Source organism: Gimesia sp. (assembly GCF_048262075.1).
In the GTDB taxonomy this organism is placed as follows: Bacteria; Planctomycetota; Planctomycetia; order Planctomycetales; family Planctomycetaceae; genus Gimesia.
In genome coordinates this window covers 1-19,139 of record NZ_JBLXFK010000009.1, presented here as the reverse complement: position 1 = coordinate 19,139, position 19,139 = coordinate 1, and the positions used below count along the sequence as shown (strand labels likewise).

The following is a 19,139-nucleotide window of genomic DNA, read 5'->3' as shown; positions in this document are numbered from 1 at the left end:
CCAGTTATGGACCTGTTGCCATCCTCTGTAAATACTTGAGAGGATGGCGATTGTGACTTAGAAGCCACCCATGCCGGGCATGCCGCCACCCATTCCGGGCATTCCGCCCATGCCTGGCATACCACCACCCATTCCGGGCATGCCGCCCATACCACCCATGTCGTGGTGGTCATCATGATGGTGATCGTCTTCTTCGTCCTTGGGTTCTTCGACAACAATCGAATCTGTTGTCATCAGCAGGCAGGCTACACTGGATGCATTCTGCAATGTGGAACGAACCACTTTAGCAGGGTCAACGACACCAAAATCAAACATGTCGCCATAACGATCATTCAAAGCATCGTAACCGTAGGAACTGCTTTTGTCTTTTTTGACACGATTGGCAACAACAGAACCATCCTGTCCTGCGTTTTCAGCAATCGCCCGCAAAGGCATTTCCAGAACTTTTTGAATCAATGCGATACCCAGAGCCTGGTCGCCAGACAGTTTGAGGCTGTCGAGTGACTTGCTGGATCGCAGCAGGGCGATTCCACCGCCGGGAACAATACCTTCTTCAATGGCAGCTCGCGTTGCAGCAAGGGCATCGTCGATCAGGTCTTTGCGTTCCTTCATTTCTGTTTCGGTGGCAGCTCCGACATTGATCTGAGCCACTCCCCCTGCCAGTTTGGCCAGGCGTTCCTGAAGTTTTTCACGATCATATTCACTGTCAGTAACTTCGATTTCAGCTCGAATCTGATCTGCACGGCCACTGACGGCAGCCTTGTTTCCGCCACCGCTGACAATGGTTGTATTATCAGAGCTGACATGAATTTTCTTGGCCTGCCCCAGGTCTTTCAGTTCAACTGCTTCCAGTTTGATACCCAGGTCTTTGAAAATGGCTTTGCCGCCGGTTAACACTGCCAGGTCTTCCAGCATGGCTTTGCGACGATCGCCGTAGCCAGGGGCTTTCACTGCACAGACTTTAATGATGCCGCGTAATTTGTTGACAACCAGCGTTGCCAGTGCTTCACCTTCAATATCTTCTGCAATAATCAAGAGTGGCGAGCCATCTTTTGAAACCTGCTCCAGGAGTGGTACCAGAGCCTGGGCTGAGCTGATCTTTTCTTCGTAGATCAGAATGTGAGCCCGTTCCAGATCACAGGTCTGATTGTCTTCATCGGTGACAAAGTGAGGGGAAAGGAATCCGCGTTCGAACTGCATTCCCTCAACCAGATCAACTTCCGTTGAAACGCCACGGCCTTCTTCGACAGTAATCACGCCATCAGCGCCCACTTTTAAGAGAGCGTCTGCAAGAATTTTACCGATTTCCGGATCATTGTTTCCAGCGATGGTCGCCACGGTTTCGATGGCTTTTTTGTCTTTGCCTTTGACTTCCTTGGAGATCTTTCCGATTTGCTCCACGACTGCTTCAACGGCTTTCTGAACTCCACGGCTTAATGCCATTGGGTCAGCGCCTGAGGCAATGTACTTCAGCCCTTCACGGAAAATGGCTTCTGCCAGAACCGTTGCAGTGGTTGTTCCATCGCCGGCAACATCATTTGTTTTTGAAGCTGCTTCTTTTACCAGTTGGACCCCCATGTTCTCAAAGGGGTCTTCCAGTTCGATGTCTTCTGCTACAGTGACACCATCCTTAGTTACTTTTGGTGTTCCCCAGCCTTTGTCCAAGACAGCATTTCGCCCTCGCGGCCCAAGCGTACTGCTTACGGCTCGCGACAATTTAGCGACTCCTGCCAATAAACTCTTCCTGGCCTCTTCGTCAAAGCTTAAAAGTTTTGCCACAGTCTCTCCTCAACCAGCAATGATAGCCAATAATATTTGCCCATAACCACGATGATCTCTCACACGTCTGACACATTCACTTGCATGCCTGACATGCATTGCCTGACGCGTGAGTACGTTTAGGTGTAATACAACAAAGTTGGCAGGGATTTAACTGGACCCCGACCACACCAATCGATAAATGCAATCGTCATGCCAAACAGAATTATGAGTTGTAAGAGCCGTTAATGTAAGGGATTGTGCACTTGGAGACTTTTCGGTTTCACACTGTGACTGCCAAGTTGGCAGCGAGGAGTCCATTCCCAATGGTTTGTGTATCAAGGGTTTGGGTGGGGTGATTTTCAACATGCAGATCCAGGCATAGTGTCCAATGTCAACTGATGGTTTCGGTTCGCCAATGAAAAATGCAGGCATACTGCTTAAACAGCAGGCAGGATGGTCGAGGCATGCCTGCTTTACCTGCATTGAAAAAGTTACAAAATGTAAAAAATAACAAATATGAATTTATTGTGATCGTTTTTAAGTACTAATTAGCAAACATGATAGGTGCATAGAACCTCTTCAGGAATATGATTGAGGCACACTGTTTGCATTAAGTCTCTCTACCAAAGAAAGTGCTCAAATTATTGATTGGTATTTAGGGGCCCTAATCAGGATAAATGATTGTCCAAACATTAGAAGAAACAACGACTGATTAGACTCCGGGAAAGGTTTGCGACAAAATGAATTGGAAACAAGCGCTCACAGGCTTAACGGCAAGCCTTGTCGTGGTATTAGCGTTCTCTCAACCCACTTTGGCTTTTGATGAAGCTGAACCTACAGAAAAGCCCGCAGCAGAAGCGACGGCAGAGACACAGGCTCCCGCTGAGGAAGCTCCGGCTGAAGAAGCCCCCCCACTTTCATTATCTGAAGTTTACTACGCACTCGATAACAGCATGCTGTTACTGTGTGCCGTTCTGGTTCTGTTCATGCAGGCCGGTTTCGCAATGGTTGAGTCAGGATTCAACTCATCCAAAAACACAATCAATATTCTCTTTAAGAACTTAATGGATGTCTGTGTTGGCGTGTTGATCTATTTCGCCGTCGGCTACGGACTGATGTATCCGGGTGATGCAGGAAATGGTTACTTCGGTTATGCCGGATTTGGGATCGGAGATGCAGGAGATGCCGGGCCAGGCGTATTGCATCCGCAGGTCGACTTCCTGTTCCAGGTTGCTTTTGCTGCAACTGCTGCCACCATCGTTTCCGGTGCGGTTGCCGGTCGTCTGAAATTCAGCTCTTACCTCATCTATAGTGTTATCCTGACCGGGATTATTTACCCGATCAGTGGATACTGGAAGTGGGGCGGTGGCTGGTTGGACGCCATGGGATTCTATGACTTTGCTGGTTCAATTGTAGTACATGCAGTCGGTGGTTTTGCCGGTCTGGCTGGTGCTATCGTCCTCGGCCCCCGTATCGGTCGCTTTAAAGACGGCAAGTCTGTTCCTATCCCCGGGCACAACATTGCTCAGGCAACACTGGGTGTCTTCATCCTCTGGGTTGGCTGGTATGGGTTTAACCCTGGTAGTCAGCTGGCATTTGCCGGAACAGACAACACGAACGCTGTCATGTTAATTGCCACCAACACGACTCTGGCTGCTGCAGCCGGTGGTTTTGCAGCCATGGTTCTGGGCTGGATCATGTATGGTAAGCCTGATATTTCCATGGCTCTGAACGGTGTACTGGCCGGTCTGGTTGGTATTACTGCAAACTGTGACAGTGTCACCAACATCGAAGCTCTGATTATCGGAGTGGTTGCTGGTCTGCTGGTTGTCTTCGGCATCCTCGCACTGGAAAAACTGAAAATCGACGATCCAGTTGGTGCTTTCCCTGTCCATGGACTCTGTGGTATCTGGGGTGGCGTTGCTACTGGAATCTTTGGTGGGTTTGATATCGGGGTACAGATTCTGGGATCCGTCGTGATTCCGGTATACGCCTTTGTCACCATGTTTATTCTCTTCACGGTTCTCAAAGTGATTGGACAACTGAGAGTGTCAGAAGAAGATGAGTTGAAAGGTCTGGACCTGTCTGAGCACGGAATGCAAGCATATCACTAGGACAGACTGCTGAAACACTGGTACTTTGCAGGAGGTACCATTAAGTGTGACTGACTGATGGCTTGAGAAATGATTTCTCTCGCCATCAGTTTTTTTATGCGCTCTCGTGGGGGTAGACTCTCGAACTGATCGAGATCAAGCGGTAATACAAACAGCACTCTATAAGATTTCTCAGGAATTCCTTGTGAACCGGGCTCTGCTGACTTAATGTAAACAGGATGTAGACATTAAGATATCTCGCTTAAGAGTTTGTGTTCGCCTCAAGGAGTTTTGAAATGCCTAAGTATGTTTTGGCTTTAGATCAGGGAACGACGTCCAGCCGCTCGATACTGTTCAATCATCAGGGGCAAATTGAAGCGACTGCCCAACAGGAATTCGAACAGATCTTTCCTTCGCCCGGGCTGGTAGAACACAATCCTGATGCCATCTGGGATTCGCAGCTCTCAACCGCACAAAGGGTGATTGAGCAATCCGGTGTCAGTCTCTCCGAAATTGCAGCCATCGGCATCACCAACCAGCGAGAAACGATCGTGCTCTGGGATCGTGATACGGGAAAACCGGTCTCTAATGCCATTGTCTGGCAGAGCCGACTGACCGCAAAGCGCTGTGATCAACTGAAAGCGGAAGGGTACGAAAAACTGTTCCGTGAGAAAACAGGACTGGTACTCGATGCCTATTTCTCCGGTACCAAGATTGAATACCTGTTGAACGAGATCGATGGGCTCAGAGAGAAGGCCGCTAAAGGAGAGGTATTGTTCGGTACGATTGATTCCTTTCTCATCTGGCGGCTGACGGGAGGCAGAGTCCACGTCACTGACCCCACCAATGCGTGTCGAACACTCTTGTATAATATTCATACACATGAGTGGGACGAGGAACTGTTGAAGATCTTCAATATTCCACCAGCGATGCTGCCGGAAGTGAAAAGTTCCAGTGAAGTCTATGGGGAAACGTCACCCGAACTTTTTGGTGCACCAATTAAAATTGCCGGAATCGCAGGAGATCAGCAGGCTGCAACGTTCGGTCAGGGGTGTTTTGAGACCGGATCCGCCAAAAATACTTATGGCACTGGCTGCTTCATGCTGATGAATACGGGGGACAAGCCAGTTCCTTCCACCACCGGTTTGTTGACTACAATCGGCTGGAGTATCAATGGGAAAGTAACATACTGCCTGGAAGGGTCTGTGTTTATTGCTGGTGCTGCGATTCAGTGGCTCCGGGATGGTCTGCAGATCATCAAATCGTCAGAAGAAGTAGAAGGTTTAGCCTCCCAGGTGGAAGATTCGGGAGACGTGTTCTTTGTGCCTGCGTTTGTGGGGCTGGGAGCTCCTTATTGGAATCAGAACGCGCGGGGAACATTAATCGGTTTAACGCGTGGCTCTACCAAAGCACATGTGGCTCGAGCTGTTCTGGAATCATTGGCTTATCAGAGTTGTGATGTGTTGCATGCCATGGAGCAGGATTCCGGGATTAAACTGAAAATCCTGAAAGTGGATGGGGGAGCCGCAGCGAATCAACTGTTAATGCAATTCCAGGCCGACATGCTTAATGTGCCTGCCCAGCGACCTGTCGTACACGAAACTACGGCGTTGGGAGCCGCCTATCTGGCAGGGCTTGCGGTTGGGTTCTGGCAGAATCAAAATGAAGTAACCAAAAACTGGGCACTGGATGCCGAATTTCAGCCTGCGATGGATACACAGCGGCGAACACAGCTTTATCAACGCTGGAAAAAAGCCATCGAACGATCTAAGGACTGGGTCTGATCCGGAAGTCACTGGCCAGGATGTCAGGTATTACTGGTGGGAAGTCGCAACAGGTTCTGATCTGTTCCAATGATTAACAGGATGTCTGATTCCTGAATCTGGTAATCCGGATGAGGTACACAGTCGGTCGTGTAGATCTTGCCCGTTTTCTGTTCTACCTCGGGAGAGTTTCGTTTGCGAATCGCGACGACGTTAACCGAGTACGTAGAACGCAGGGAAAGTTCCGTCAGGTTTTTTCCAATGAATTCTTTCGGGGTGATCAATTCAATCATGGTATAACCATCGCCCACCTGGATGTAGTCTTCCAGGTGGGGATTCGCCAGTAAGCGTGCGAGGTGAGCGCCTGCCTGGACTTCAGGTTGAATGACATCCGTCGCGCCGATCTGCGTAAATATTTCCGCATGGAACTTACTTTGTGCCCGGCAGATGATTTTAGGGACCCCCAGTTTTTTGAGTATCACTGTGGTCAGCAGGGCCGCTTCAAAGTTTTCGCCGATAGAGATCACACAGGCGTCCACCTTGTCTATGTCCTGACTTTTCAATGCCAGCTCGTCCGTCGCATTCAGGCGGACTGCAATTGCAACATCATCTTTGACTTCATTGACTAACTTGTCGGAATTGTCGATGGCGATCACTTCGACCCCGCTGGCACCCAGACGTCTTGCCAGCTCCGTTCCGAATCGTCCTAAACCGATGACGGCTACTTTTATCACTGGATCATTACTCCCTTGGGAATGAATTTAGTGTCTGCTGAATGGATCTGTATTTTAAAGAGTTTTGTAACAGGGATTAACCCAGGTTCACACTTTCTTCCGGGTATCGGTACCGATAGGAGGGGCCGCGATTCGACAATGCAATCAGAGCTGTCAACGGTCCGACTCTTCCAATCAGCATGGTAAAAATTATCACCCAGTGTGAAGGGGTCGTCAATTCTGCTGTAATGCCTGTCGAAACACCAACGGTGGCAAAGGCACTGGTGGTTTCAAACAGGTGATCCAGGAATATGTCCTCTCGATTTTCAAATAATACGACCAGCAACGTGGAAGTCATCAGCATCATGATTCCCAGTGAAATAATCGTTAATGATCTGTGAATCAGGGTTGGCGGAATCGTTCTTCCCATGATTTCGACCCGGTCTCTGCCTTTCAATAAAGCCCAGACAGACAGGATGGCCAAAGCGAAAACCGTTGTTTTCACGCCACCTCCGGTCGAACCGGGGGAAGCACCAATAAACATCAGCAGGATAGAAAACAGTTTCGACTGAGGCTGGAATTCCCCCAGGTCAACCGTATTAAAACCTGCAGTCCTCATTGTTACCGACTGAAACCATGCCTGGTTCATTCGTTCCCAATAAGGCAGGTCCTGGTTTCCATGGATCGATTCTAATAAGTAAATTCCAATCGTCCCCCCCACCAGTAGAAAGAGTGTCGTAAAAAAAACCAGGCGCGATGAAATCGTCAGCCTGACTTTCTGAGTCGGGTGGTGAAACAGTGGTTTGCGCACCGTGAGATTGGAAAAGTGAGTAATTCCATACAACATCAAATTGTAGTTCACAGCAAATCCCAGCCCCCCAATGATGATTAATGCCGGCATCACTGCCCAGACCTGCCAATGGTGCCCCATGCCGAGCAGATTGTCATCCATCAGGCTGAAGCCTGCATTGCAGTAGGCGCTGATTGAGTGGAACAGGCTATGAAAGATTCGATCTTCCCATGCGAGTTCCGGCCAGAGCCCAGAAAGGCAGACAGCCCCTGCCAGTTCGGTAAATATAGTAATACCCAGAATCGCCAGCAGCAGCCTTCTCATGTCACCACGCTGGTGAGATTCGAGCATTTCACCAAATGTGACACTTTCGCGTATTTGCATTGATCGTCCGAACGCTGCAGCAAAGAAGGCGCCAAAAGTCAGGATTCCCAGTCCACCAATCTGAAACAGAATCATGATGATGGTGTGCCCTGTTCTGCTCCAGTATGTACCCGTGGGGACGATGATCAGGCCTGTCACACAACTGGCGCTGGTTGAGGTAAACAGAGCTGTCAGGAAAGGAGCGCCTTCCGTGTTCATCGTAGTGGGGTCCTGAACCCGGGCCGAGGGAAACATCAGCAGAATCGTGCCGACGGAAATCAGAACCAGAAATGAGGAGACGACAATTAAAGCCGGGTTCCAGCCGCGCGAGGAGACACGTCGGATCAGGAGAACCGATTCATACAGACTCCGGATGATGATACAGAATTCAGAAGCTCCCAGAACCAGAAGCAGTCGATCAGGAGCAGAGTCGGGTAGAATATCCTGAAATATGACGATCAGGACAACACTGGCAATCCAGAGACCAGAAAGAAACACATACACGGCATGATTGCGAAGAAACTCTTTGCGGGACAGATGCCAGTAGTAGCGAAATCCCAGGCTCAATGTAAAGTACAGCATCGCCGCAACAATGATCACCCCTAGTTCCCAATGGACGATAGTGGTAATCTTCAGCAGGCCATGTAAAATAACAGTGGCAATCAAAGCCACGATCAATGCGATGATTTCATAACGTCGCAGCAGACGACATCGGCGGGGATGATGTGTCTGGAACTGAATCCGGCTGGGAAGATGCGACAACGTCATAAGTGTTTAAGCTGCAACAAAAAAAGAATTTATGAAAACCTGTTCAGATTCTATTCGCAATATAAAGCAATTGAAACAGTGAGATAATGGTACGCGATTTTATTTCTGAAAGTTTGGCCCATGATCCGATTCATGGGTATATTCCCTTTACATCAAGAACGGGAATTCCCGGTGAAGAAACCTCGGAACAGGCGATCATCGATCATCCCTGGGTTCAGCGTTTAAGGCACATTCATCAGTTGCAGACTGCATGGTGGGTTTTCCCGTCTGCAGAACATATGCGGTTTCAGCACGTGTTGGGGGCAATGCATCTGGCGTCGGTCGCCATCCATGCCTGGTATGATTCACTCAACAGTGCCTGTCGCAATGTTCCTTCTCTGCCTTACGTGGAAAGCCTGGTGCGTCTTGCCGCGCTATTACATGATGTCGGACATGGGCCGTTCGGCCATTTTTTTGATGATCATTATCTGGATCAATATGGTTTGACCCACGAAGATATCGGGGCGCATATTATCGAGCATGAACTGGGAGAGTTGATCCGCGGGATTCGCAGGAATCCCAACGGTCGGTTAAACCCGCTGGAAGAACTGGATCCCAAACAGGTGGGTTGGCTCATCCGGCGCCCCTCAGGTGATCAGCAGAGTGAAGCAGGAAATCCGGACTGGCTTTGCAAACTCCGCGCCATGTTCAGCGGGATTTATACTGTGGACAATATGGATTTTGTCCTGCGTGATGCCTATATGTCAGGTTACAATATTCGTGCCGTCGATGTGTCACGCTTGATACATTACAGCTTTTTTACCGCTGAAGGTTTAACGATTCACGGACGCGGATTACAGGCGCTCGTGAATTTTATTGAGACCCGGGCCAACCTGTTTCGCACGATTTATTATCACCGTACAGTCCGTGCACTCGATTTAGCGCTGGAAGAAATTTTTGCGGAAACCATGCAGCATCTGTTTCATGGGAATCCACTGGAGCATCTGGATGATTATCTGGGGTTCACAGAATCCTCTTTTCTGGTTGACGTGGGGCGTTTTAAAAAGAGTTCTGACCCGGCGGTTCAAGATCTGGCAGAACGCTGGCAGGGAATCCTTTCGCGGAATGTTGAATGGAAAATGGCCTGCGAACGTTCGCTCAATTTTCATTCAGGCACCGCTGTCCACACTTCGATTTTTTCGGAACCGGAACTCGTGGAAAAACGCGTTCGAGCGAAACTGCCCGCCAAATTAAAACAGATTCCCCTGCGCATCGATGTCGCCAGGCATTATCACCGCCCCAGTGGTCGACTGCCCGCGGGAGGCCAGAATTTCCTGTTGGATCAGGGAACAGAAAAGACACAGGAACTGCACGATGATGAGTTGTTTCGGGCACTCCCTGTCAGTTTTCTGATCTTCCGAATTTATACCCGTGACCATCTACACGATCTTGAGATGACCAATGCACTCAATGCGGCGCTGGGTGAAGTCTCTGATTCAAAAACGAACATGTAGTTTACGGCTTATCAGATTGAACTCATTGAAATCTACTTATGCCAGTGTGTGAACTCATGTAAATCGCTCCTGCATATCAGTTAATGATTCTGGCAAAAAGCCTTCCCGAAATCTTGAGTGGTTTTCATCGAATTTCTGCCCATGGGGTTAAAACAATGTTCCTGTTATGTCGGTCGTGTCGGCAGAGCGAATTCCATAACATTGGTTTCCCGGCCCTGTCGATAACAACAACATGATAGATTTCGAACAGGAACAGATGCTGGAAAATCCCGAGTGGTGTCTCGTTTTAAGGCACTACAGTCAAATGCAGGTTCAGGTCAAAGAACAGGATCCTGAAGCCGATGGCTGGGTTGTTCGCCAGAATGAAGTCGAGGGGGTTGTCGTCGAACATCTGCCTCGGATTCATGGCAAGTTAATCGCCTTTGATCTGCTCAAATTTCAGATAGCAGGACGAGACGCTGGTGTCTTTTATAAAGTCACCACCGCGGGCAATAAAATGCTACCCAGACTGGAGAAAAAACTCCGAAAACTGGCTGCGGGACAAGACGCTGATCAGGCATGTGAGGTCGAGCAGGACTACGCAAAGTCTGCCTGATTGATGAGTACGCTACAGTGTACTCACTTTTACCATATCCCCACTGGCTCGATGACGACTGCTCCAAATGGTCTGGAAACGATGGTCATCAGCCTGGGTTCATGCTGGAAATGAGAAACGGCCCCGATTGCCTAAAGCAATGGGGCCGTCTGTATTCATCGTAGCTCCGAAAGGAACTCATTCCGCATTAGGCTTTCTTAGGAGCTGGTGCGGGAGCTTTCTTTGGAGGAGCTGGTGCTTCTTCTACCTTGGGAGCTGGTGTTGCAGGAGCACAGCTTGAGCAAGGAGCTGGAGCACAGCTTGGAGCTGGTGCACAGCACTTTGGTGCTGGTGCGGGGCAGCAAACAGGAGCTGGTGCACAGCATTTCACGCGAGCTGGTTTGCAGCAACGTACTCGTTCTGGTTTGCAGCAACGTTCTTTTTTGGGCTTGCAGCAACGAACGCGAACTGGCTTGCAGCATTTTACGCGTTCTGGTTTGCAGCAACGGTTACGGAAACCGAAGGCTTCAGCGTCTGAAACGCTGAAAGAAGCAGCGATCATTGTCAGGACAGCGATCATAGAAAGTGTGACAGTTTTTCGAATCATGGTGTACTCCTCAGATTCAATAAATAAAAAGTGGTTCCACTTCGCCGAAAGATGAGTCACTACTTCACCCCCCCGCGATGTCCCCAAGTCTACGCACTTGGGGAAAACAGGTCTGTTTTTCTGGTTTGGTAAGATTTGCCGGTTACGGCAAATACGCTGATTACAATACCAGAACGAAATGCGATGTCAAAGTAAAGGCAACACTAAAAATAAAGTTTCTCTAAAAATCCTTTATTTCCTGAAGTCTCAATTGCTGCCTGTTTTTACTTGATTTTCAAACCGTGTTGGTTAGACATCGATCGCCCAGACCTGACGACTCCGATTGAAACATAGGTTATAAATTTGCCCTTTGATAAATTTTGACCATTGTTCTTCGAATAGCAGGGTGTACAGGTCTTGTAAGCTCCTCTTTCCGCTAATTTCCTTGCAACCCTCATTTCGAGGTAGTAAAAATGAATAATGATCCGGCACTCTATTTACCTGGGAAATACTTTCCGCAAAACTGCCTTAGTTCACTGCCATAGTTCAATGACTAAGTATTTTGTGGACAACTCTACCAGTGTGAATCCGTCAGCTGGTTCACTCAGACCTCATCCTGTAATTGAGTAGATCCCACTGTGAATATACCTTCTGCAGATTCCCCGCTCAGTCAATCCGAATCGCAGCGAATCTGGCGGTGTGTTTCTGAAACACTGGTCTTTGGACAGCTGCCACTGTTAATGGGAATTTTGAATGTGACTCCAGACAGTTTCTCTGATGGGGGAGAAGCCACTGGAATCGAATCGGCTATCAGCAAAGGATTGCAACTGGTTGAAGACGGTGCGGACATACTGGATATTGGTGGAGAATCCACGCGGCCTGGTGCCGATCCGGTTTCCTTAGCGGAAGAGCTGCGACGGGTCGTCCCCGTGATTGAAGCACTCTCTACACGAACGAGCACTCCCATTTCTATTGATACGACCAAAGCTGAAGTCGCACGGCAGGCACTGCTGGCAGGCGCTACCATTATCAATGATATTTCCGGACTGACCTTTGACCCCGCTATGGTCCCTCTGGCTGCAGAGTCAAAAGCGGGCGTGATTTGTATGCACATTCAGGGCACACCGCAAACCATGCAGGAAAATCCTGAATATGATGACGTTGTTGCCGACTTGATACACTGGTTTCAGCAGCGGATTCAAGTCCTCCTGGCTGCCGGTGTCAAGCCAGCGCAGATAGTCCTTGACCCCGGGGTCGGCTTTGGTAAGACAGCAGACCACAATCTGCAGATTCTATCGCATATCTCGTCCTTTCAGGCACTCGGGTTTCCCGTGTTGATCGGGCATTCCCGCAAGCGTTTTTTATCAAAACTGCTCGGTCGCTCGCTCGAAGAACGACTGGCTGGTACCATCGGTGTCTCTGTGGCGCTTGCCAATCAGGGAGTCGAAATCTTAAGACTGCACGATATTGCCGCCAACCGGGATGCCATCGCTGCCTGGCAGGCAGTCATTTCCCGAAGCACACCATAGTTAAATTAGAGAATTCAAGTTTAAGGAATCGATATGAATCTGAATCTGTTCTCACGGCCACTGGTACTCGCGCTATTCACTCTTCTTACCATCAGTAGCCATGCAGCGGAAAAACCAGAACACAATTTTGAACGCTGGGAAAAGTCGATCTCCCAGTTTGAAAAACAGGATCAGGAACAGGGAGTCAAGCAAGGGGGCATCCTGTTTGTAGGCAGTTCCAGTATCCGTATGTGGGATCTGGATAAGTATTTCCCCGGTCAGAGTGTGCTCAACCGTGGTTTTGGCGGTTCAGAAATCGTGGATTCCACCCATTTCGCTGATCGGATTGTTATCAAGCATCAACCGAAGGTGATCTTCTTATACGCCGGCGATAATGATCTTGCACGTAAGAAAACCGCGGAAGAAGTCTCCGCAGATTTTAAAAAATTTGTCGCGAAAGTTCATAAAAGTCTGCCAGAAACCCGCATTGTCTTCATCGCCATCAAGCCCAGCATCAGCCGCTGGAAACTGGCCGATACGATTCAGCAGGCCAATAAGCTGATTGCTGCACAGTGCGCCAAAAATGAACTGCTCGAATTCGCCGATGTCTGGGAACCCATGCTGGGCGAAGATGGGAAACCCAGACCGGAACTGTTCAAATCGGATGGCCTGCACATGGAACATGCTGGCTATCTGATCTGGAAAAAAGCGGTGACACCTTATATGGATCAGAAATAACAGACCGGCTTTACAACAGCCTGCAGGTCAGATCGTTCTGACTTGCAGGTCATGCGCCTCAACAAACGCGTCCAGTTCTCCCCGTTTGAAAATTCCCGCTGTCGCACCGGTCGCCCGTACGCAACTGTGACCCAGGGCAGATCCAAACCTCAGGCAGTCTTCCGGGCTCGCTCCTTCGAGCAAACCGTGAATAAATCCCGCAACAAACGCATCGCCACTCCCCGTCCCGTCGACCAGATTGACCGGGTAAATCTCAGACTGAATCGTCCGCTCAGAGTCCATCAGGATACTCCCCTCACCGCCACAGGTGATGATCACATGCTTTGCTCCTGCTTTGCGGAACGCACGTGCCTGTTCAAGTGGGTCCGATTCACCCGTGATTAACTCTCCTTCGTCATTATTAGGTAGAAAATAATCACTCAGCGGCAATACCGGCTCCAGCATTTTCCAGTAGTCTGCCTGTTTGGGGGTCACCACATCCAGTACCGTCGTCACTCCTGCCTCTTTTGCCATCCAAAACATTTCAGCCACATTCTCGGGCGACAGCTCTTCTGACAGGCAGTACCCCCCCAGATACAATATGCGGCTCGACTCAATCTGCTCCCGTGTGACCGTTTCTCCGGTAAACAGTGCATTTGCTGCGACCGAATGAATGAAACGCCGGTCTTCTCCCTGCACATTAATCACAAAAGAACCGCTCGTCGGCAACTGGTCTGACTTCATCAGGTAATCGCAGTGCACCCCTGATTGAATCAGGCTTTCTTCCACATATTGCCCGAAAACGTCCTGTCCCACGATTCCCGCGATCGCTACCTGCCTGTCGAGACGCGCCAGATCAGAAGCCACATTCGAGGCACAGCCGCCAATCGTCAGTTCCATCTGATCAGTCAGCACCAGCTCTCCTGGTCGGGGCAGATGATCAATGGCTTTGCACACATGGTCTGCAACAATGATGCCCGCACACAAACAGTCATACCTGGGAGACGACATTCGATCACCTTTTTTCTCGATACAGTCAGTTTTTTCACGAACTGGTTATTATGCGAGAGTGCAGGTAGAGATCAACACCTAACTGGAATGTAGATGCACAGATTTTATGTTCTGCCCCGGGTCCGCTGCCTGAGAGGGAAGTACGGTCTGGGTTTCCGGATCGTTCGGGCTGTCGGTTGGTTTCTGCTTTCTGAAATGCAGCAACAGCCTGAGCATGATCGGGTAGGTCATCAGCGCGAAAAAAGTGGCCACTATCAAAGACCCGATGATCAGCGGAGAGCCGACTTCCAGCAGCAGCTGCTTCACCGTTTCCCACCAGCCACTGAATCCTTCAAATTCCAGGATCCGCGCGAAATCTTTCTGGGTCATCGAACCGCCTACATAATAGGTCCCGATTTTATAGTCGAACCAGTAGATTGGCACGATCGTCAGTGGATTCGAAATATAGACGGTGATCAGGGAAGCAACCTGATTAAATTTAAAGAAGGGACGGGTCACAAAAGCAACGCAGACCACCATCAGCATTTGAATGCCAACCGTAGGGGTCAACGCGATAAACATTCCGATGGCCGTCCCCAAGGCAATGGAGTGGGCACTGTCGTCCAGCATTAATATCGAACGCAGCAGCACGCGCGGGCTGTATTTCCAGGCTGGTTTCGGTGATGACATATCGCTATTTCAACAGGCTTTTTCTGTGAGTCTGATCCAGACTGAATCCAGTCTGGAATAGGGGCCACGTTTTACTTATTCAGTGTTATAGGATTATTTTATCGGCTGGAACCGGGCAAAATTCCGCTACTTTATGCAATGTTCGTCTGGTGCAGTCGTATTACCCGGGGTAACTGTTACAGTCAGTCCGATTATAAGATTTAGCAGCATTAGCTCGGGAACCGATCTGCGAGAGCATATCATATTTTACCATAGCGGCTTTCAAACTTTGATACCCGGCCCAAATGCCTTTGGAGACGCTACGATAAAAATCAGGCACAGTCAATTATTTACCAGTCGGCCTCTATTCTAGTTAAGCAATTTCCTGTTAAGCAACTGTTATCATCCGTCCAATCTCCCACCACGGTAAACTCCTGTTTTTGAACACACGCCTTAACATCCGTTAAAAGTATAGTTTGTACACTTTGTGGGAAACAGTATGTTTTTTTGAGCCCGAGCCTGAAATTTCAATACAGGTTGGTTATGCTCTGTTTTAAGAATGGGGCGCGCTCTTCACTTCCTGTTCTTTTTTTGACGTTTTCAGCTCATACTGATTAGTACGCAAACGGGATTGATAATGGTAGAGAACCTGGAAATTTTCGAGGTCGAAGTGACTGCACCCAATCTGGTCGTTATTCCTCAGGGGTCCACCCTGCAGTTTTTGTACAGTAACGTGCAGACCGAATCCAATAAGGTCTTAAGACTCTTTGATGCGCCGGAAATCAAGAATGTGATTATTGACCTCTCCAAAGTCGATTATCTCGATTCCATCATTATCGGCTCCATCATCCGACTCCTGCAGCGAGCCAGGCAGACCGGCGGCCAGGCCGTCTTCTGTAATGCCTGTGAAAACATGCAGAATATCCTCAAATGTATCAAAGTCGGCAGCCTCTGGCCTCTGTTCGAGACCCGGGAAGAAGCCGTGACTGCCATCAGTACGAATTCATAGTCCTCCAGTTTTTTCCTGATAACAATGAGCCTGGAATGCTGCCGTTCACAGCCGACGACCTGAAAGCGATCCAGACCGAAACCTTTGTCGAACATCTCGACTACTTCGAAAGCCTGGCCTCCACCAACTCCTGGGCTCTCAGTACACATTGCATCTCTACTGGTTCAGCAGTCAGTCGCGAAACCAGTCACCCCAGCCTGGTCCTGACCGGAAATCAGACCGCTGGCCGCGGTCGAGGCAGCAATTCCTGGTGGGCGCCTGAAGGGGGACTTACTTTCTCCCTCGTCGTCGATACCCGAAATTTGCAGATCCAGCTCGAACAGCAGCCACTCATCGCGCTCGCCACCGGACTGGCCGTTTGTGAAACCCTCGAAAAACATCTGCCCGACTACTCGCTCCAGCTCAAGTGGCCCAACGATGTCTATCTGCAGCAGAAAAAAGTCGCTGGCATTCTCGTCGAAATCGCAGCCACCCAACCCGGGCTCGTTGTTATCGGCGTCGGACTGAATCTCAATAACTCCTTCCTCTCCGCCGAAGCAGAACTCCAGTCGCGGGGCACTTCTCTCTATGAAACTACCGGCCAGAAATACTCACTCGCCACGACCCTCATTGACCTGGTCAATGGCATCGAAAACCGCCTCTACGATGTTGCCGGCGAAACCAATGCCTTCATGGCCGACTGGCGACGCTACTGCCTGCTCACCGGCCGTACCATTCGCATCAATACCGGACTCGAAGTCAAACAGGGAACCTGTCTCGAAATCGACGACCAGGGCTTCCTCATTCTCCAGACCGCAACCGGCATCGAACGCATCATCAGTGGCACCATTGAACATTTCTGATTAAAATAATCCTTATGAAAAAGCTACTCATCTATCCCGCCATTGACGACGTGCGCCTCGCGCGAATTCAACAAGTCTCGAACCAGCTCACCGTCTGTAACGCTTGTGATCTCTCGCAGGCGTTAACTGAAATCATAGATGCCGACGCCTTCTTCGGTAAGCTGACTCCCGAACTGTTGGCCGCTGCCGAAAATCTCAAGTGGGTCCAGTCCCCCACCGCCAGCCTCGAACATTATGTCTTCCCCGAACTGGTCGAACATCCCTGCCAGCTCACCAATATGCGCGGACTGTTTTACGATGTCATCGCCGACCACGTCCTCGGCTTCGTCCTCTGCTTCGCTCGCAATCTGCACCGCTATATCCGCCAGCAGTATCAAGCAGAGTGGCAACCCATCGGCGGAACCGCTGGCAAGCCAAATTTCGTTACCGGACCCGGACAGGTCAGCGAAGTCGATCGCAGCCATCTGCATCTCGCCGACTGTTCGCTCGGCGTCGTGGGTGTCGGCTCCATCGGCGCGGAAGTCTGTCACCGCGCTGCCGCCTTTGGGATGACCGTCTACGCCGTCGATCCACTCACCCGCGAGGTACCCGGAGTCGTCGATGAAGTCTGGGACATCGACCGCCTGCCCGACCTGCTGGCCATCAGCGATTTCGTCGTCATCGCCGCTCCCCACACCCCTCAGACCGAAAAACTGTTTCGCGCCAAACAGTTCCGCCAGATGAAATCCTCCGCGTATCTGATCAACATCGGCCGCGGTGCCATCGTCGATTTGCAGGACCTGACTGCCGTTTTGGAGCAGAAAGACATCGCCGGCGCCGCCCTCGACGTCTTCGAAATCGAACCCCTGCCCTCCAATCACCCGCTCTGGCAGATGGATAACGTAATCATCACTCCCCACATCGCGGCCGCCTCGACTCGCGTTCCCGAACGTCACCTGGAAACCCTGCTGGAAAACATCCGCTGCTTCATGAACGGCCAACCCTTCCTCACCCTCGCCGACAAAAGTCTCTGGTTCTGAAAAATCAGTTGTTAAAAACATCGACTGCTTTTCCGCGCACCACACATGCATTTCACTGTTCAACTTCCCCTTGACGCCGCCGCGCCACGGGCGATTATGCGTAGTCGTGTGTCGCGCGCGTGCCCAGTTTACAGTGCACTGAAACACGGGCCACTTGTTCTGACTCTTCACTATAAAACAGCCCGTTTTTTCCAGATAATCAGTTCGCAGAATGACACGTGTTCCCGATGTATGCCTGCGGGTCGCCGCACTTCGCAGCCTTTCCCCCCAGGACCGCCACTGCTCACACCAGCATCGGTCCCCTATCAACAAACATCGCCACTCGATTCTGTTCAGCCCCCCTTGACTCCCCCGCGCTCGTGCAGAGAATATTCCTATGAACAACGAACACAGACTGATCCCGATTTCGGTTCTCTCACAAAAATCATCCGTGGGTAATTTATGAAAACAATCCATCACTCCACTTCGTTCTCCTTTCCGTAAGGTCACACAAAAGAAATGGGTAAGCCCGGATGCACATCCGGGCCGAGTGCAGCGAGCAGAAGGTCGCAGCTGCCGCGTTCGTACCAGAACCGAACTTCCCATACTAGAGCGCATCACATTTAAGTATAGCGTTTCGCAATCTAATATACTCGGGCCAAACAGCCCTGGAGACGCTACAGTAAAACGGGACACAGTCTAAGTTTTCAAGATCGCCGGGTGCCACTGTCGGCTCGTCCGACAGTGACTGTGATCAGGCCTCCCCCTCTTGCTGAACAACAGCCGTGTGGCACAGTTGGCTTGTCAACAGTGAAATGAACAATCTATAGACGATCAATACTCATTTACATTCTTGACAACGAATTATAAAACACTGCTTCCAGTCCTCGCAGATAAAAATCGCGAACCACTAAACACAGAGAATGGGTAAGCTTCCAAGAAACCCAATTAGCCGTAGGGCCTTAGCCCCGGTTGTCTCCCGATCTGCAGAATCCGCAGCAATTACTGTATGGCTAATGGTGAAAAGCGGCTGGCCCCGGATGCAATCCGGGGTTGTCGCAGACAACAGGAAACTGTCAGGGCAATCTTACAATCAGGATTCAGGTGACCAACCTGCCCCCTGGTGTAGAGTCGACACCCACATGTCCGCCCGCCTGGCGATTGTCGAACCAGTATCACTCAACATCGGAAACCAGTGACACATGCAATCGTGAAATTTCTACCACGAAAAACACGAAAGCAGACACGGGGTAAGCAAAAAAGAAGGGGTGAGCCCGGATGCAATCCGGGCCGAGCACAGCGAGCAGGAGGTCACAGCTGTCGCATTCAATCAATACCAGTCCGTCTCATTCGCGAGATAAACCCAATTAGCCGCAGGGCCTTAGCCTAATGGCACTTACTTTAAAGTAAGTTGGTCACCCCTGACGTTTGGCATGGGATTTGCGCAGGATTCTATTCTTGAAAATAGACTGCCAATTTGCCAGGAGTAACCACGCAGTGAA

15 protein-coding genes are annotated in these 19,139 nt (G+C 50.1%); 10 read left to right on the top strand and 5 right to left on the bottom strand.

Translation table 11 applies throughout. The features are described from left to right. Nucleotides 1-57: 57 nt before the first annotated feature. Nucleotides 58-1,779: a chaperonin GroEL gene (groL, locus tag ACN0YH_RS17515; protein ID WP_417380876.1), complete on the bottom strand. Its 1,722-nt coding sequence runs from the start codon at nt 1,777-1,779 to the stop codon at nt 58-60. A gap of 722 nt (nt 1,780-2,501) precedes the next feature. On the opposite strand from groL, the gene ACN0YH_RS17510 reads away from it, so the two are divergent. Together ACN0YH_RS17510 and glpK are read left to right on the top strand one after the other, a co-directional pair. Continuing rightward, nucleotides 2,502-3,875: an ammonium transporter gene (locus ACN0YH_RS17510; protein WP_417380875.1), complete on the top strand. Its 1,374-nt coding sequence runs from the start codon at nt 2,502-2,504 to the stop codon at nt 3,873-3,875. Between the two features lie 275 nt (nt 3,876-4,150). Further along, nucleotides 4,151-5,638, top strand: a complete 1,488-nt coding sequence (gene glpK / locus ACN0YH_RS17505) for a glycerol kinase GlpK (RefSeq protein ID WP_417380874.1) — start codon at nt 4,151-4,153, stop codon at nt 5,636-5,638. 23 nt (nt 5,639-5,661) lie between these two features. Here the strand turns inward: glpK and ACN0YH_RS17500 are convergent, their stop codons facing one another. Beyond that, the gene (locus ACN0YH_RS17500) at nt 5,662-6,351 is read right to left on the bottom strand and encodes a potassium channel family protein (RefSeq protein WP_417380873.1); all 690 of its coding nucleotides are present in this window, start codon (nt 6,349-6,351) and stop codon (nt 5,662-5,664) included. 76 nt (nt 6,352-6,427) lie between these two features. After that, on the bottom strand, nt 6,428-8,251 hold the full coding sequence (locus tag ACN0YH_RS17495) for a TrkH family potassium uptake protein (protein ID WP_417380872.1): 1,824 nt from the start codon (nt 8,249-8,251) through the stop codon (nt 6,428-6,430). 86 nt (nt 8,252-8,337) lie between these two features. Here ACN0YH_RS17495 and ACN0YH_RS17490 point away from each other — a divergent pair, with 86 nt between their 5' ends. The 5 genes from ACN0YH_RS17490 (at nt 8,338) to ACN0YH_RS17470 (ending at nt 13,150) form a co-directional block, all read left to right on the top strand. After that, nucleotides 8,338-9,744 (top strand): HD domain-containing protein, encoded by a 1,407-nt coding sequence (locus ACN0YH_RS17490; protein ID WP_417380871.1) that lies wholly within the window; start codon nt 8,338-8,340, stop codon nt 9,742-9,744. Nucleotides 9,745-9,976: 232 nt separating this feature from the next. Continuing rightward, nucleotides 9,977-10,339: a hypothetical protein gene (locus tag ACN0YH_RS17485; protein ID WP_417380870.1), complete on the top strand. Its 363-nt coding sequence runs from the start codon at nt 9,977-9,979 to the stop codon at nt 10,337-10,339. A 222-nt stretch (nt 10,340-10,561) separates the two neighbouring features. Continuing rightward, nucleotides 10,562-10,864 carry a hypothetical protein gene (locus ACN0YH_RS17480; RefSeq protein WP_417380869.1) on the top strand — a complete coding sequence of 101 codons (303 nt, stop codon included), beginning with the start codon at nt 10,562-10,564 and terminating at the stop codon, nt 10,862-10,864. A gap of 678 nt (nt 10,865-11,542) precedes the next feature. Further along, nucleotides 11,543-12,433 carry a dihydropteroate synthase gene (folP, locus tag ACN0YH_RS17475; protein ID WP_417380868.1) on the top strand — a complete coding sequence of 297 codons (891 nt, stop codon included), beginning with the start codon at nt 11,543-11,545 and terminating at the stop codon, nt 12,431-12,433. A 33-nt stretch (nt 12,434-12,466) separates the two neighbouring features. Beyond that, nucleotides 12,467-13,150 (top strand): SGNH/GDSL hydrolase family protein, encoded by a 684-nt coding sequence (locus ACN0YH_RS17470; protein ID WP_417380867.1) that lies wholly within the window; start codon nt 12,467-12,469, stop codon nt 13,148-13,150. 27 nt (nt 13,151-13,177) lie between these two features. Here the strand turns inward: ACN0YH_RS17470 and ACN0YH_RS17465 are convergent, their stop codons facing one another. Both ACN0YH_RS17465 and ACN0YH_RS17460 read right to left on the bottom strand, forming a co-directional pair. Then, nucleotides 13,178-14,140 carry a carbohydrate kinase family protein gene (locus ACN0YH_RS17465; protein WP_417380866.1) on the bottom strand — a complete coding sequence of 321 codons (963 nt, stop codon included), beginning with the start codon at nt 14,138-14,140 and terminating at the stop codon, nt 13,178-13,180. A 78-nt stretch (nt 14,141-14,218) separates the two neighbouring features. After that, nucleotides 14,219-14,809: a DUF2062 domain-containing protein gene (locus ACN0YH_RS17460; protein ID WP_417380865.1), complete on the bottom strand. Its 591-nt coding sequence runs from the start codon at nt 14,807-14,809 to the stop codon at nt 14,219-14,221. A 616-nt stretch (nt 14,810-15,425) separates the two neighbouring features. Here ACN0YH_RS17460 and ACN0YH_RS17455 point away from each other — a divergent pair. Genes ACN0YH_RS17455 through ACN0YH_RS17445 form a run of 3 tightly spaced genes read left to right on the top strand, consistent with a single transcriptional unit; the run spans nt 15,426 to nt 17,658 of the window. Continuing rightward, a complete protein-coding gene (locus ACN0YH_RS17455; RefSeq protein WP_417380864.1) occupies nt 15,426-15,797 on the top strand; it encodes an STAS domain-containing protein in 372 nt (123 codons plus the stop codon). Between the two features lie 35 nt (nt 15,798-15,832). Continuing rightward, entirely contained in the window at nt 15,833-16,639 is an 807-nt protein-coding gene (locus ACN0YH_RS17450) for a biotin--[acetyl-CoA-carboxylase] ligase (protein WP_417380863.1), read from the top strand. 14 nt (nt 16,640-16,653) lie between these two features. Then, complete coding sequence (locus tag ACN0YH_RS17445; RefSeq protein WP_417380862.1) at nt 16,654-17,658, top strand: D-2-hydroxyacid dehydrogenase; 1,005 nt, start codon at nt 16,654-16,656, stop codon at nt 17,656-17,658. The last annotated feature ends 1,481 nt before the right edge of the window (nt 17,659-19,139 follow it).

Coding starts and splice junctions, on each gene's coding strand:
- glpK (WP_417380874.1), top strand. CDS start 4,151: ATGCCTAAGTATGTTTTGGCTTTAGATCAGGGAACGACGTCCAGCCGC.
- ACN0YH_RS17510 (WP_417380875.1), top strand. CDS start 2,502: ATGAATTGGAAACAAGCGCTCACAGGCTTAACGGCAAGCCTTGTCGTG.
- ACN0YH_RS17470 (WP_417380867.1), top strand. CDS start 12,467: ATGAATCTGAATCTGTTCTCACGGCCACTGGTACTCGCGCTATTCACT.
- ACN0YH_RS17490 (WP_417380871.1), top strand. CDS start 8,338: ATGGTACGCGATTTTATTTCTGAAAGTTTGGCCCATGATCCGATTCAT.
- ACN0YH_RS17455 (WP_417380864.1), top strand. CDS start 15,426: ATGGTAGAGAACCTGGAAATTTTCGAGGTCGAAGTGACTGCACCCAAT.
- ACN0YH_RS17495 (WP_417380872.1), bottom strand. CDS start 8,251: ATGACGTTGTCGCATCTTCCCAGCCGGATTCAGTTCCAGACACATCAT.
- ACN0YH_RS17450 (WP_417380863.1), top strand. CDS start 15,833: ATGCTGCCGTTCACAGCCGACGACCTGAAAGCGATCCAGACCGAAACC.
- ACN0YH_RS17485 (WP_417380870.1), top strand. CDS start 9,977: ATGATAGATTTCGAACAGGAACAGATGCTGGAAAATCCCGAGTGGTGT.
- ACN0YH_RS17460 (WP_417380865.1), bottom strand. CDS start 14,809: ATGTCATCACCGAAACCAGCCTGGAAATACAGCCCGCGCGTGCTGCTG.
- ACN0YH_RS17465 (WP_417380866.1), bottom strand. CDS start 14,140: ATGTCGTCTCCCAGGTATGACTGTTTGTGTGCGGGCATCATTGTTGCA.
- ACN0YH_RS17445 (WP_417380862.1), top strand. CDS start 16,654: ATGAAAAAGCTACTCATCTATCCCGCCATTGACGACGTGCGCCTCGCG.